The sequence below is a fragment of the Brevibacillus sp. SKDU10 genome (genome assembly GCF_001645205.1).
Classification (GTDB): domain Bacteria; phylum Bacillota; class Bacilli; order Brevibacillales; family Brevibacillaceae; genus Brevibacillus_B; species Brevibacillus_B halotolerans.
Genome location: NZ_LSSO01000191.1, coordinates 37,493 through 51,091, shown reverse-complemented (window position 1 = coordinate 51,091; position 13,599 = coordinate 37,493). Strand labels below are relative to the sequence as shown.

The following is a 13,599-nucleotide window of genomic DNA, read 5'->3' as shown; positions in this document are numbered from 1 at the left end:
CAAAACCCTATCCGGTATTAGCATAAGTTTCCCTATGTTATCCCAGTCTTGCAGGCAGGTTGCCTACGTGTTACTCACCCGTCCGCCGCTAGGGTCCGAAAACCCTCGCTCGACTTGCATGTATTAGGCACGCCGCCAGCGTTCGTCCTGAGCCAGGATCAAACTCTCCATTAAAGTAGTTCTTGATCAAAGCTTCAGCGAACCTGTCGGTTCATTGATTTAAATATCGTACGTTAGATTCTATCTGGTTTTCAAGGAACAAAGTTTGTAATCATGCCACTCAATCTTTCAAGTAGCGGCAACGTTTAATAATGTACCACATAAAAAAAGTAAATGCAATACTTTTTTTAAATTTAACTAAAAAAATAGCAATTCTACTTATAGAAGCTAGAAAATGCTCATACCTTCACGTCGGATCAAACATTGGGGTATTGTTTATTATAGATATAGGGCATCTGTACCCCATCTATATGCTAAAAAACTCAAACTCGTTCCTGTTACCTTCCAAAATAAATCTTCAAGTTTTCCACAATTTCAACACTAATCCACATTCATATAAAATAGAAATAAGTTTAATGAGAATAAAAAATACCGCCTTCTAAGTCACCTTCTCAAAAAAGAAGCTATCGAGAACTCATCAGTCCCAAAATGCTTCACTTAATTATTTGCAATTTTCTCATTAATTTTATTTACTTTTTAAAAATCACTTAGAATTTTCACTAAAGTTTGCCCGAAACATTTTTCCTCGCAACCAACAAAGAAAAGCCCCTTTTTCAAAACGGGACTTTTTCCTCTATCTAAAAATATTAAGAAGAATGGAATGTGACAGCAGGGAGAAAACGCAGAAGCATAGCATCGATAAAAATTCTTTTCTATATGGAATAGCCTAGGGTGCGAGTAATGGCTCCCCCCGATTGTTTATAATATCGTTCACCAGAAAGCCATTCACGTGTACTACTAATTAACATCGTTCGACTGCAACCGTCAGAAAAAGTATGATCTGCTTCTAAAATAATCTCTTTGTCACTTTTACCTGTAGAACGTGAACGAAAGGCATAATAATAGTGAAAGCAATACTCGACTGGAATGTCAATATCTGCTGTGCCATGGGCAATAAAAACATCTCCCGTATATTTCTGTAGCTCTTTAAGAGGCACATAAGAATGCAGCGACTCAAAGAATGCAAGTGTCAATCCATAGCCCATGTAATCCACAGATGTATGCTGCCATGCTCTTTGATAGGTATCTACTCCAACAATCCGAACAATATCTTTATAAGGGTGAGCAACTGGAGACCATAGCATAAGCTTACGAATATTAGGTTCGCTTATAGCTGTATACAAAGCAACCGGACCACCTAAACTATGACCTAACAAAGAAATTCGTTGTGAATCAATTTCCGGAAAATGTGCTGCTTCTTGTAGAACATGCCTAGTTTGGGCAACTAATTGATCAAAACCTGAACGGCCATATTCGCCTGTACTTTCTCCACATCCCACATAATCAAAGCATAACACTGCATAGCCATCTTTAATCAATTGAGTAGCAGTTTCAACAAACAATCGATTGACACCAATACGCGAACCGATAAAACCATGACAAATGACAATCAGAGGAAATGTTTCTGCTTGATTTTCGAGTTCAGGTACATATAAGGTAGCCGCCAATGTTTCATCCTGCCATTTGATTTCAACATGTCTCTTCACGTGTCACACATCTCCTTTTTCCTCTCACCACTCTTACTCGCTTATCAAAAAGGAAAATTCGCTTTTTCCTTTGCCACTCAGCCTATCTAGATTGTTAGTTTAAGTTTAATTCACACTATTCCGACCTGTCAAGTATGAATTAGTCAATAAAATTGCCCGAAACTTTTCACTGTTTCGGGCATGTGGCTATTATTTCTGCTCACTGATAAAAATATATTCATCATTTTCTTTTTTCCAAGTAAGAGTAACAGTAGGATTGGTAACTGAGACTATAGGACGATACTCCGATGAAACAGCCGTTTTTTCCCGAAGCATACTTTGCATAAAGGTGCTACGGATATGTAAGCTATTCCCTATCTTTTTGAGTAAAGGAGAAGTTGTATAGAAACTGACTCCATTTACCACTACCTCGAAACCACTTTTTTGCCTTACCTCAATGCGTTTTTCTCCCAGCTCATATAACGCTCCCACCACTTGACTAATATCGTCTTCGATAACAATATCAGGTTCAAGGCCAACCTTGTTGACTTTACGATGAGCCGGTGTCTTGTATTCTTGCAATGTCACTTTTAATGCATCACCATCAACGAGAGGTAGGACTGTTTGAGCAATTCCTTTACCAAAAGTCTTGGTTCCAATCAATTTGGCTATTTTATGATCTTGTAGCGCTCCAGATAGCATTTCTGAAGCTGATGCTGTTTGTCCGTTTACTAACACCGTAACAGGATAAGGAGCTAGTCTGCCATTGCGCACCCAACTTTCCACTTCAACATCGTTGCGATTAGTCGTATACATCAATAAGCCATTTTCCATAAATAAACTGGCAATATCCTTCGCTGCACTAAGATATCCTCCACTGTTATCACGTAAATCAATGATCAAGCCTGTCAATTTCTTTTGATTTTCTAATTTATCTAATTGCTCTTTAAACTGATCACCTGCATCGCTTCCAAACGTATCCAGCTTAACATACCCTATCGCTGTGGATTTGGAGCCGAAAAGTTGACTTGTTGCTTCTGGTATAACCAGAGGTGAGCGCTTGATAGTGTAATCCTTCTTTTTTGCGGTCCCCGATTTAGAAAAAGTAAGAGTTGCACTCGTACCCTCTTCACCTTGCAGGATCCTATTCAACTCTTCTATACCCTGTACGGTTATTTTACTTCCATTCACTGCTTCCAGCTTGTCACCTGAATGAATTCCTGCCTTAGCTGCTGGAGAATTTTCAACTACCTTGCGAACAATAAAACCGTTATCAGTTTTGCGAAACGTAATGCCAAAGCCCACAAAGTTATTATTCACACTGTTCTGGAACTTATCCAATTCCGTTTCAGTAAATAAAGTCGTGTAAGGATCATTTACTTGGGCCAGCATTCCTTCAATCCCGTAGTAGCTTACAGTATACCAATCCAGCTTTTGCTGGGCTTGCCATTGCGTTATACGATCCACCATCTCGGTAACGGTATCATCCTTCTCGTCCACGACAACTTCAGCATGTTTCTCAGCTTTTATATATTGTTGAACACCTTGCAAGGCTCCTTGCACAAGTTTTTTTTCACTTGGTTTATCAAGGTGGTTTTCTTGCAAAATATAATACACCTGTTGTAGCTCCAGAAGCGGCATGTTGCTCGTACTGTTTATATCAAAAGATGAAGCTTGATTCAAGGACTGTGACATAGAAGCCATAGCCCCCGAGCCAGGCAACAAGAGCATGAGTGCAAGAGCCAGAATCCCCGTTTTTCTAAGTTTCATGTATAACAACAGCTCCTTTTGTCACCTCTTTTGGAATATCCAGACGCAAGCTCTCGGGAAATTCATATTCTTCATCGCCATCCAGCTTGAGGTATTCCCCATTATCATAGACCTCCGTAATTTTCCAAGATTGGCGTAATAATTGCTTCGTTTCAGAATCCAAATAGTACTTCACAACAAACGTAGGAGCATATAAAAGCTTTTTTTCTTGTAAATCAAGCGTTTCAGCATAGCGCTGAAGTTCATTTGGTTCATAAAATTCGGTAATAACCTCATATGCTCCGAAGCTTTGCTTTAAGTACCTAGCATGAAGCTTATTTAAACGGCTTAAAACAGGAAGATCAGTCACATACTCATGTAGATACGCTTTTTTCCCAATTAGGTTGCCAGTCTCTTTTTTGGTCCAGATACCCTTTTCATTATCCCAATCGTACTTGACTTGATTACGACGATCTGTATATCTTTCCATTTTATTTAAAACGGCTTGATCCGCTTTTTGGTAAATACCTTTTGTATGCGTGATCCCTCTTTGAGCATCCATCTCTTCAGTAGTTTTAAGCACCGTACCACCGTAATTCATTTCCGTCTTGACAATAATCCTTTGAGCTTCGTCTAGCTTGTTATAAGCATCGCTTAATAGAGTGGCATAAAGATTTTGTCTAGTGGAGGACAACAGATCTAATTCGTGAGCCGCTTGTTCATATAAAGCTTGAAGCTCACGATCTTGATCTGCTACTTTAATAGCACGTTTTAACAAATTTTCCGCATCAGAAATCCGATTTTCTTTCACCAAATAGTACAAGCCATTTTGTACGGCCAGCTTGATATCCGGTCTTTCCTCATAACGTTTACTTGCATTTCCATATTGATCTAAATGAATTTCAATAGCTGCCAAATATAGACCAAATACTTTCCATTCCTCTGAATTCTTAACCAGTTTTGATTCATAACGAAGTAATTTTTGATGCAATTCTTCAAATTCTTTACCTTGATTAGTCCGTAGCATTTGTAAGCCAACATCATAGATATTAGCAGTAAGAAGGCCTAGAATTTTTGGATCATGCTCCACTGTTTCTAAATAAGCGTCTAATGCAAGGAGGGCTTCTTGTGCATTATCTGCGGGTTCCTTATAGTAGTTCCAGCTTTTGTAGTAATGAACTCCCACCTGGTTAGGAAAATCAGATGGCAGCTCCTCCAGCTCCTTAAAGGTTTCCTCTTCTTCAAGATAATTTTTGATTGAATCCACGATATCTATGAATTTTTGCTCCGTTTCCGTTGGAGCATCATACGTCGCAAATAAAGGATACATCTCCTTCTGAACAGGTACAAGCGGGTACAGAGAACGCGTTTCATCAGCTAAAGGCAAGAGCATCTGGGATTGAATTGAAGCGCTCACCTTTTCCATCAAAATAGCAGCTTCTGCACGTGTTAATCTGCTTGAACCTCTTTTTTGCAATTCTAATTCCCATTCAGATTGCTTCGTGGCAAAGGATAGCACGGACAGCACTTTAGCTGCCTCTGCATTTGTAATAGGCTGGTTCGGATAAAATTTATCCCCTGGAAAAATCTTATGTAGAGTCCTAGCTCCTGCAATCCGATCGTGATAGACAAATACCCGCAGGATACCAGGATACATCCACGTCATGTAGTGAACATCCTTATAGGGTAAATACGGCTCGTCCATTCCTTGCCCCCGACCGAATTCATCATTGTCTTCCAGCAAGGTCAAGGGAAACAATTTATTTTGGTTTAGTTGCAAAAAACGGCTGGTCAATAAAAAGAACTCTGCCCGTGTCATAGCCTTATCAGGGAAAAATTGCTTAATCGCTTTCGATGAATCACTAAACAAACCTTCCTCATAGCCTTTCACAATAGCCTCTTTAGCGGGATGATTAGAAATATCAATGAAAGGCAATGGAGCCAAAAGATCATTCCCTATTTCTTCAGCTTGCACAGGTTCTAAAAAAACACAGGTAGCCATTGCAATAGCTACAGTAGCAGGAATTACTTTCCCCCATCTCCTACTACACAAGAATTCTTTCACACTCGTCACAATATACCAGCCCCTTCCCTCTCCGCCATTTATCAAAGTTGCTTGTTGACAATGGCATAAAACACCCCATACAAGACTTTTTTTTTACTTCAACCACTGGATTTTTTTTTGTTTCCAGCAGTCGGTCATATTCTTTTAGCCATTCTGGGTTTAATTTTGCTTGACGTTCTTCTGCTTCCAAACGAGAGAGCTGCAGGAATTGTTCTAAAGAGAAACGTTTTTCAATCAGCTCATTTCCGTTACGTTCCCACTCTTTTTTAAGCATCCAGAGCTCTTGCTCCTGTAGCATTCGTTCAATTTGTTGATCAGGGGTGTCAGTAGGCATGCCTTCTATTTGACTTTCAATAGCCCTGATGTGTTTCATTTGTTCCCTTTCTTGCTCTTTTACACCAGCCAATTCACGCTCGGCTCGCTTTATTTTTCCAAGTAATAGGTGCCATTCATAGAAATCACGAATCGAGGACAAGTTGCCCACTCCCTTAGTTATCCCGTAGCCCTTTTGCCTTAGAGGTATTGAAACGGGTCTGTATGAACCTCCGAGGCAATTACTTCGGTTTTATATTTCTGTTCCTGTAGCTTTTCTCGTATAAAACTAGCTAATCTTGGCTTCATGATCTTTTCGATGTTATGACCAGCATCAATTATTGATAGTCCTTCCACGAAAGCGTCCTGCGCTTCATGATAGCCGACATCTCCAGTTACCATTACATCTGCACCACGAAAAGCAGCTTTTAACAAATAAGAACCGCCGCTACCTCCCAGAACTGCCACCTTTTTAACGATGCGATCCTTAGGACCGACTATGCGAACTCCTTCTAAACCTAGCTTACTTTTGACAAATTGGGCATACTCCTCTAGCGTCATAGGTTCGGCCAGTTTCCCAATTCTCCCAAGCCCAAGCGTAAATGGTGGTAGGTCAAGAGGATAGATATCATATGCTACCTCATCGTAGGGGTGCGCCGCTTTCATAGCCTTAATCACAGAAGCTTGTTGACTGCTTTTTATAACCGTTTCAATTCGAACCTCATCTACATGCTCCACTTTTCCCTGTTCCCCAATGAAAGGAGTCGTGCCTTCAAGTGGTAAAAAAGTACCTGTCCCCTCAATCTGGAAGCTACAGTGACTGTATTGTCCAATATGACCAGCCCCTGCATTCACCATAGCCTGGAACACTTGTTCACGATGCGATTTGGGTACAAAGGTTACTAGCTTTTTCAGCTCATCCTGATAAGTTACATCTAGAATTTCGGTTTGTTGTAATTCCAGTTCTTCTGCAAGCCAATCATTCAAGCCTCCATTTGCGACATCTAGATTCGTATGCATGCTGTAGACAGCGATATCGTGAGCCAGCAACTTTGCTAACAAGCGGCCAGCCGGCAAATCAGTGCGCAAATGCTTTAAGGGGCGAAATATCACCGGATGGTGAGCAATTATAAGCGAAACCCCTTTTTGAATCGCCTCATCAACCACCTCTTCATTTACATCCAACGCTGTCATTACCTTCTGTACAGGCTTTTGCAGTGTGCCGACTTGCAATCCGATCTTATCCCATTCCATCGCTAGGGATTTTGGTGCTAGTCTCTCCACTAATTGTATGATGGTTTGTCCGTTTGCAAGCATGTCAAAACTCCTTTAATCCAAATAATTTTATCCTCGATTTCCGACAGTTTTTCCTGTGTTTCTGCACGAGTAGATGCCATCATGCGCTCTTTAATTTTTTCCCACTTTTCTAATTCAGACTTCCATTTTGTGAGCAAAATCGGTGATTGTTGCTGCAATAAAAAAGGCCCGATTTCCATTAGCTCTGCTTGACTCCATTTATCTGATTGATATGGCTTATCTGGATTGCCTGGTTCAGCTACAAGCACTTCGTAAATAATGCCATCTTCCTCTACAATATCTTCAGCTACTAATTGATAACCATGGTCATATAGCCATTTACGCAGTATATCTTCTCCAACATTTGGTTGAAGGATCAAACGCTGTACTTTTCCTAATTTATCAAGGCCGGCTTCCAAAATAGAAGCGATTAATTGTCCACCCATTCCGGCAATGCAAATGACCTCTGCCTCATTTGGAGCTAACACAGCTAAGCCATCTCCTTTGCGAACAGAAGCTCTATCTTTTGCTGTTAACGTCGCAATTTGACGAAGTGCTGCTTGATATGGTCCCTCATTTAATTCCCCTGCTATTACAAAGCGAGCCTGATTATTGACTAATAAATAGGAAGCCAGCAGGGCGTGGTCCGATCCAATATCAGCTACAAGCGCATCTTTGGGGCAATATGCTGCAATTGTTTGTAATCGTTTAGAAATAGTTAATGTCATGTTCCTATTACCTCCAGTTCATCCATTTTACCTCATCTTGCCAAAAAAACACATGAAGAAACTGGATGAGTAATATGGTAATTTTTAGCCCGATATCAGGAAGCAATTCCTAAATCAAATACGTAACCAGATATTAACAAATAACCTTTAAAAAGACTAGTATGACACAAGAATACTATTCCCAGATTGCTGTTTTTGCACCTAGATTTCCCATAATAAAAATCCCTCCATAATAAAAGCCGGAGAGATCTTTATATGTCTTATTTACTGATTTCACGTGCAATTACCATACGCAGAATTTCTGAAGTACCTTCACCGATTTCTAGTAGACGTGCATCTCGGAAATAACGTTCCACCTGATAATCCTTCATATAGCCGTATCCTCCGTGAATCTGAATAGCCTGATGAGTCGCAGACATTGCGATCTCCGAAGCATACAGCTTAGCCATCGCCGCCTCTTGGGTGAATTTGCGTCCTTGATCTTTAAGCCACGCTGCTTTGTAAACCAAAGTACGAGCTAATTCGATCTGGGTTGCCATATCCGCCAACTTCTGCTGAATCATTTGGAAATGCGACAAGCTAGAACCAAAGGCTTTCCTTTCTTTGGCATACTGTAAGGCGCGATTAAAAGCTGCCTGGGCTATTCCAACTGACATGGCACCAATACCAATGCGACCACCATCCAATGTGATTAAAAATTGTTTGAAGCCCTCTCCCTCTTTGCCTAAAATTGCCTCCTGGGGGACTACAACGTCTTCTAAGACTAACTCTGTAGTATTCGAAGCATGCAATCCTAGTTTTTCATAGCGATCCACTACCTTAAATCCCGGGGCATCTGTCGGGACTAAAAGAGCTGTGATTCCTTTCGTACCCTTCGTTTTATCGGTTACAGCAGTTAAAGCAAGAAACTTAGCATAGGAAGCATTCGTGATAAAGCATTTAGAACCGTTAATAACATATTGTCCATTCTGTAATACTGCCTGCGTTTTGGTACCACCTGCATCAGAGCCTGCCTGCGGTTCTGTTAACCCAAATGCTCCTATACTCTCCCCACTACAGATTTTTGTTAAATAGGCTTCTTTTTGTTGCTTTGTTCCAAATAAATGCAAGGGGGCTCCGCCTAAGGATATATGGGCTGAATACGTAATGCCTGTAGAAGCACAAGCACGACTAAGCTCCTCCGTGACTATAGCAAAGCTAATCGTATCCGCCCCAGCTCCACCAAACTCTTCAGGAAATGGCAGTCCCATCAATTCCAATTCCCCTAGTTGTTTCATAATCTCAATCGGAAACCGCTTTTCTTTATCGCGTTGCTCCGCCCCTGGTGCGACTACTTCATCCGCAAATTCCCGAATCATTTTCTGCAACATCTGCTGTTCTGATGTAAGATCAAAATGCATGTCAATCTCCCCTTTCTGTGCTAAATCATGTTCAAATCGCCACAGCATGTAAATAATCCACCTTGACTGACCGAGCGTTTGTTCAGAATTTACTTATTATTATATACAATTCAAAAGATATTTGGATAGTCTCCATAACAAAATAAAGAGACTCCGTGTTGACGAAGCCTCCATCCTTTGTAAAGCAAGTAATGATTCATTTGTACGTGACTATCTATCTTCGAAGCCATTCAAGCCAGTAGCGACGAGTAATGGTTAGCAATAATCCACTCAGTAAAACCTTAATACCCAATATAATTTGCATCATCTCACGTGACGCTTCAGGAACCCATAATGAACTAATCTCTGGACCAAAAAAGTACAGTAACCCACTTGCCACAAGTGTATAAGCAAGCTGCTGATGACGAGCATGGAACAAATACCCCAATCCAATCATCAGGAAAGATAAAGGTACCCAATACAATTCTATATTTGTCCAACTAAAAAATTCCCCCATGCGTGTCAGCATGGCTGTTCCATATAAAATACCTATGCCTATTAGTCCAGCTACTATAAACAGCGAATAACGAAATAATAAACCATGTAAAAAAGAATACCCGGCAACTAAAAGAAGCCACCATAAATATGTAACTTGACTTATTTTCCATTTTTCTCCAAAATAATAGAGACTAGCTATAGCGATGAGGATCGTAATAAGTAAGAAAAAATAGGATAATAACGGTATTTTTCGCTTAAATACAAAAGCTAGGATATATGCAAGTATCCAACTGAACACCAAAATGCTCATTTGCATTGGAATACTAAAAGCGTTAAAATAAAAAGCAAGTAAAAGCATGACAGCGATTACAAGTCCTATAAAAAATATTCCTCCCATTAGTTTTACGGAAAGGATTTGTGCTTCTTTACCGCTCCCTTGAATTTGAGTGCTTGCACTTTGTATAAAGGCTTGCTGATTATAAATCTTATCCATTCTCGCTTTTCTGTTGGGAAAAAAGAAGAAACGTTTTTTTGTGATGGGCTCCTCTTGATTTGGAGCGTGCTTGCCTTCTGTATAGAGATTTAACAGAAAAATGCAATAATGTTCTGGCAGTAAATGATTACGTCGCCAATTTTCAATCTCAGTAATAATGATTTTTCTACGTTGATCATCCAAGTAGACATCGCCTCCTTACTGCCATTTCTTTTTTGATTAATGAAATGGACTATTTTTGAAGTAACATCCCGTTCTTCCCAACAAAAAAGCCTACGCAGCGTGTGTGGCAAAACGTAGGCTTAGTGCTTACTATATCTTTATCGGCTATTCCAAAAAATCTTTTAAACGTTTACTACGAGAAGGATGTCTTAATTTACGTAGGGCTTTCGCCTCAATTTGACGAATACGCTCACGAGTTACCCCGAAAACTTTTCCTACTTCCTCAAGCGTTCTCGTACGACCGTCATCTAATCCGAAACGAAGACGCAGTACGTTTTCTTCACGATCTGTTAATGTATCTAACACATCTTCTAATTGTTCTTTCAACAGCTCATACGCAGCAGCATCAGAAGGAGCTAGCGCTTCCTGATCCTCAATAAAATCACCTAGATGGGAGTCATCTTCTTCTCCGATCGGTGTTTCTAATGATACAGGCTCCTGAGCAATTTTCATGATCTCACGTACTTTTTCAGGAGTTAGATCCATCTTTTCAGCAATCTCTTCAGGAGCAGGTTCACGTCCCAATTCCTGCAGTAATTGGCGAGAAACTCGGATTAGCTTATTAATCGTCTCAACCATATGCACTGGAATACGGATGGTTCTTGCTTGGTCAGCAATAGCACGAGTGATAGCTTGTCGAATCCACCAAGTTGCATAGGTACTAAACTTGTATCCTTTTTGGTAGTCAAACTTCTCAACGGCCTTAATAAGACCCATATTACCTTCCTGGATCAGGTCTAGGAATAGCATGCCACGACCCACATAGCGTTTTGCTATGCTTACAACGAGACGTAAGTTAGCTTCAGCCAATCGGCGTTTTGCTTCTTCATCGCCTTGTTCAATGCGTTGCGCAAGTTTAATCTCCTCTTCAGCGGAAAGTAGAGGAACACGCCCAATTTCTTTTAGGTACATACGCACAGGATCATTAATTTTGATTCCTGGCGGCACAGACAGGTCATCATATTCAAACCCTTCCTGCTCATCATCCTTGATCATCATAGCATCTGCTTCTTCGTCTTCTTCATTATCATTACTGACATCGATGCCTTGATCTCCTAGGAACTCGAAGAACTCATCCATCTGATCAGAATCCTGATCAAAGTTAGATAGACGATTTGTAATTTCTTTGAAAGTCAAGCTTCCCTTCTTCTTACCTAGTTCCACTAATTGTTCTTTCACCTGATCCACCGACAGGGTCTCCATGTCTGATGTCAAGTTTTGCTTGTTCATCTATTTTCCCTCCTTCCTCGGGAATGATGCTGATAACTACCCTTCCCTCAAAGCATTTTCCAATTCGGCGATCTTCATCCCTAGTAAAGCGGCTTCAATAATAAGCTTTTTACGCTGCTCCTCATCTATGGTGCTTCCCGCTTGCAAATTTAGTTGCTTTTGTTGTTCACGTAGCCTTTGTAGTTCCGCGCGAACAGGGTAATTGTTCACCTGCTTGATGTAGTCTTCAATTTCCTTATCAGATACATCGTCTCTGCATTCCATCATGGCTAATCCCGAGGCTAATTGCTTGCACTTCTCATCTTCAACATAGTGTATAAAGGCTCCAGGATCTGCCGGATGCCCCTCTGCATAATAAGCATACAAGTAAGCGGCTAGAGCACTGTGTTCGTCCACTTGGAAATCTGCGTTACATTCCTGTTGCACACGTAAAGCAATTTCCGGATCACGCAACATATAGTATAGCAACATTCGTTCTGCATTTTCGTGTGCAGGTGCTTTTGTAACCATAAATTTGCCATTATTTATACTATTATTCCATGGTGCTGTAACTTTATCCCTTTGATTCATTAATTTTTGTTGCTTGTACAGCTTTTTTGCTTCTGTCTTTACAGCCTCAAGGGATAGAGAATACTCTTCAGACAGTTTCCGTTCATACATATCCCGCTCGATCGCGTTCGGGAGTGTAACGATGAATTCCAGTGCCTGTCTTACATACTCAGCTTTATCCGCTTCGTCTTGTATTACGGTTTTACTCCGCAAATGTTTCAATTGAAAGGACGTCACCGGCATAGCTTGTAATAATACCTGCTGGGAAAATTGTTCAGCGCCATACTGCCGTATATAATCATCAGGGTCACTACCCTGGGGGAGTGGAGCAATTCGCACCGTACAACCAGCTTTTTGTAATTGGTCAATCGCTTTTGCCGTAGCCTCCTGTCCGGCAAAGTCGCCGTCGTAGCATAGGATTACCTGATCTGTATTTCTTCTGATCAGATGGGCTTGTTGCTCCGTAAAAGCGGTTCCTAGCGTAGCGATTCCGTTACTAATGCCAGCCTGCCACGCAGCAATTACATCTGCATATCCTTCAAAAAGGATTGCCTGGTTTCGTTTACGTATTTGGCTTCTTGCGCGATGCAAGTTAAATATAGTGCGACTTTTGTTAAATAGGAGCGTTTCTGGACTATTTAAATACTTGGGTTCCGAGCCGTCTATAGACCTTCCTCCAAATCCGATAACCTCTCCCTGTGAATCCTGAATCGGAAAGATAACTCTCTTGCGAAATTTGTCATACACTCTTCCACGCTCATTGGAGGATAACAATCCTGCTTCGACCATTAGCTCCAACGGAAAGTTACGCTTTACAAGGTTATCCTTAACGAAATCCCATGATTCTGGAGCAAACCCAATCATGTATTCGTCAATTGTCGTCCTGGCAAAGCCTCGATTCTCCAAATAGCGAAGGGCTTCCGATCCATAGGGAGTGGACGTTAAAACATAATGATATAGTTTCGCCACAAAACGGTAGGCTTCATACATTTTCGCCTTCGCGCTCTGCATCGGATTATCTTCGTGAGTGAGGGGAGCTGGCGGGGTTAATCCCACCCGGTCTGCAAGTTTTTGCAAGGCCTCGGGAAACGACAGCTGTTCGACTTGCATAACGAAAGAGAATACGTCACCCCCTGCATGACACCCGAAGCAATGATAAAACTGCCGCTCCGCGTTCACATTAAAGGAGGGGGTTTTTTCCGAATGAAACGGACACAAGCCTAGATAGGCGCGCCCCCTCTTCTTCAGTTGTACGTATTCTCCCACCACGTCTACGATGTCAACAGCTGCTCGAACCTGGTTGACGAACTCTTCGGGTGCAGATTGAGCCATAGCCATCCACCTTTTCACAGCAATGAAATTACTTTATTCGTCAAAGTTCGGCAAAATCCTT

10 protein-coding genes and 1 rRNA gene are annotated in these 13,599 nt (G+C 41.1%); all 11 read right to left on the bottom strand.

What is annotated here, in order from left to right:
* Positions 1 to 174: ribosomal RNA gene (locus AYJ08_RS18935) — 16S ribosomal RNA — on the bottom strand; the annotation flags it as partial.
* Positions 175 to 872: 698 nt separating this feature from the next.
* Positions 873 to 1,706 (bottom strand): alpha/beta hydrolase family protein, encoded by an 834-nt coding sequence (locus AYJ08_RS18930; protein WP_064019005.1) that lies wholly within the window; start codon positions 1,704 to 1,706, stop codon positions 873 to 875.
* A 189-nt stretch (positions 1,707 to 1,895) separates the two neighbouring features.
* Positions 1,896 to 3,455: a S41 family peptidase gene (locus AYJ08_RS18925; RefSeq protein ID WP_064019004.1), complete on the bottom strand. Its 1,560-nt coding sequence runs from the start codon at positions 3,453 to 3,455 to the stop codon at positions 1,896 to 1,898.
* The gene (locus tag AYJ08_RS18920; protein ID WP_064019003.1) at positions 3,445 to 5,508 is read right to left on the bottom strand and encodes an S-layer homology domain-containing protein; all 2,064 of its coding nucleotides are present in this window, start codon (positions 5,506 to 5,508) and stop codon (positions 3,445 to 3,447) included. The genes AYJ08_RS18925 and AYJ08_RS18920 overlap by 11 nt, the downstream gene beginning before the upstream one ends.
* On the bottom strand, positions 5,480 to 5,983 hold the full coding sequence (locus AYJ08_RS18915) for a C4-type zinc ribbon domain-containing protein (RefSeq protein ID WP_231929172.1): 504 nt from the start codon (positions 5,981 to 5,983) through the stop codon (positions 5,480 to 5,482). The genes AYJ08_RS18920 and AYJ08_RS18915 overlap by 29 nt, the downstream gene beginning before the upstream one ends.
* A gap of 29 nt (positions 5,984 to 6,012) precedes the next feature.
* Positions 6,013 to 7,128 carry a Nif3-like dinuclear metal center hexameric protein gene (locus tag AYJ08_RS18910; RefSeq protein WP_064019001.1) on the bottom strand — a complete coding sequence of 372 codons (1,116 nt, stop codon included), beginning with the start codon at positions 7,126 to 7,128 and terminating at the stop codon, positions 6,013 to 6,015.
* Positions 7,095 to 7,835 (bottom strand): tRNA (adenine(22)-N(1))-methyltransferase, encoded by a 741-nt coding sequence (locus AYJ08_RS18905; protein ID WP_064019000.1) that lies wholly within the window; start codon positions 7,833 to 7,835, stop codon positions 7,095 to 7,097. The genes AYJ08_RS18910 and AYJ08_RS18905 overlap by 34 nt, the downstream gene beginning before the upstream one ends.
* Before the next feature lie 260 nt (positions 7,836 to 8,095).
* A complete protein-coding gene (locus AYJ08_RS18900) occupies positions 8,096 to 9,235 on the bottom strand; it encodes an acyl-CoA dehydrogenase family protein (RefSeq protein WP_031414099.1) in 1,140 nt (379 codons plus the stop codon).
* 214 nt (positions 9,236 to 9,449) lie between these two features.
* On the bottom strand, positions 9,450 to 10,388 hold the full coding sequence (locus AYJ08_RS18895; RefSeq protein WP_064018999.1) for an MraY family glycosyltransferase: 939 nt from the start codon (positions 10,386 to 10,388) through the stop codon (positions 9,450 to 9,452).
* A 144-nt stretch (positions 10,389 to 10,532) separates the two neighbouring features.
* Positions 10,533 to 11,657, bottom strand: a complete 1,125-nt coding sequence (rpoD, locus tag AYJ08_RS18890) for an RNA polymerase sigma factor RpoD (protein WP_064018998.1) — start codon at positions 11,655 to 11,657, stop codon at positions 10,533 to 10,535.
* Between the two features lie 36 nt (positions 11,658 to 11,693).
* Positions 11,694 to 13,538 (bottom strand): DNA primase, encoded by a 1,845-nt coding sequence (dnaG, locus tag AYJ08_RS18885; RefSeq protein WP_064018997.1) that lies wholly within the window; start codon positions 13,536 to 13,538, stop codon positions 11,694 to 11,696.
* Positions 13,539 to 13,599 lie beyond the last annotated feature (61 nt).

Bases quoted from the DNA above. Each gene is read 5' to 3' on its own strand.
- AYJ08_RS18925 (WP_064019004.1), bottom strand. From the start codon at position 3,455: ATGAAACTTAGAAAAACGGGGATTCTGGCTCTTGCACTCATGCTCTTG.
- AYJ08_RS18905 (WP_064019000.1), bottom strand. From the start codon at position 7,835: ATGACATTAACTATTTCTAAACGATTACAAACAATTGCAGCATATTGC.
- dnaG (WP_064018997.1), bottom strand. From the start codon at position 13,538: ATGGCTCAATCTGCACCCGAAGAGTTCGTCAACCAGGTTCGAGCAGCT.
- rpoD (WP_064018998.1), bottom strand. From the start codon at position 11,657: ATGAACAAGCAAAACTTGACATCAGACATGGAGACCCTGTCGGTGGAT.
- AYJ08_RS18910 (WP_064019001.1), bottom strand. From the start codon at position 7,128: ATGCTTGCAAACGGACAAACCATCATACAATTAGTGGAGAGACTAGCA.
- AYJ08_RS18900 (WP_031414099.1), bottom strand. From the start codon at position 9,235: ATGCATTTTGATCTTACATCAGAACAGCAGATGTTGCAGAAAATGATT.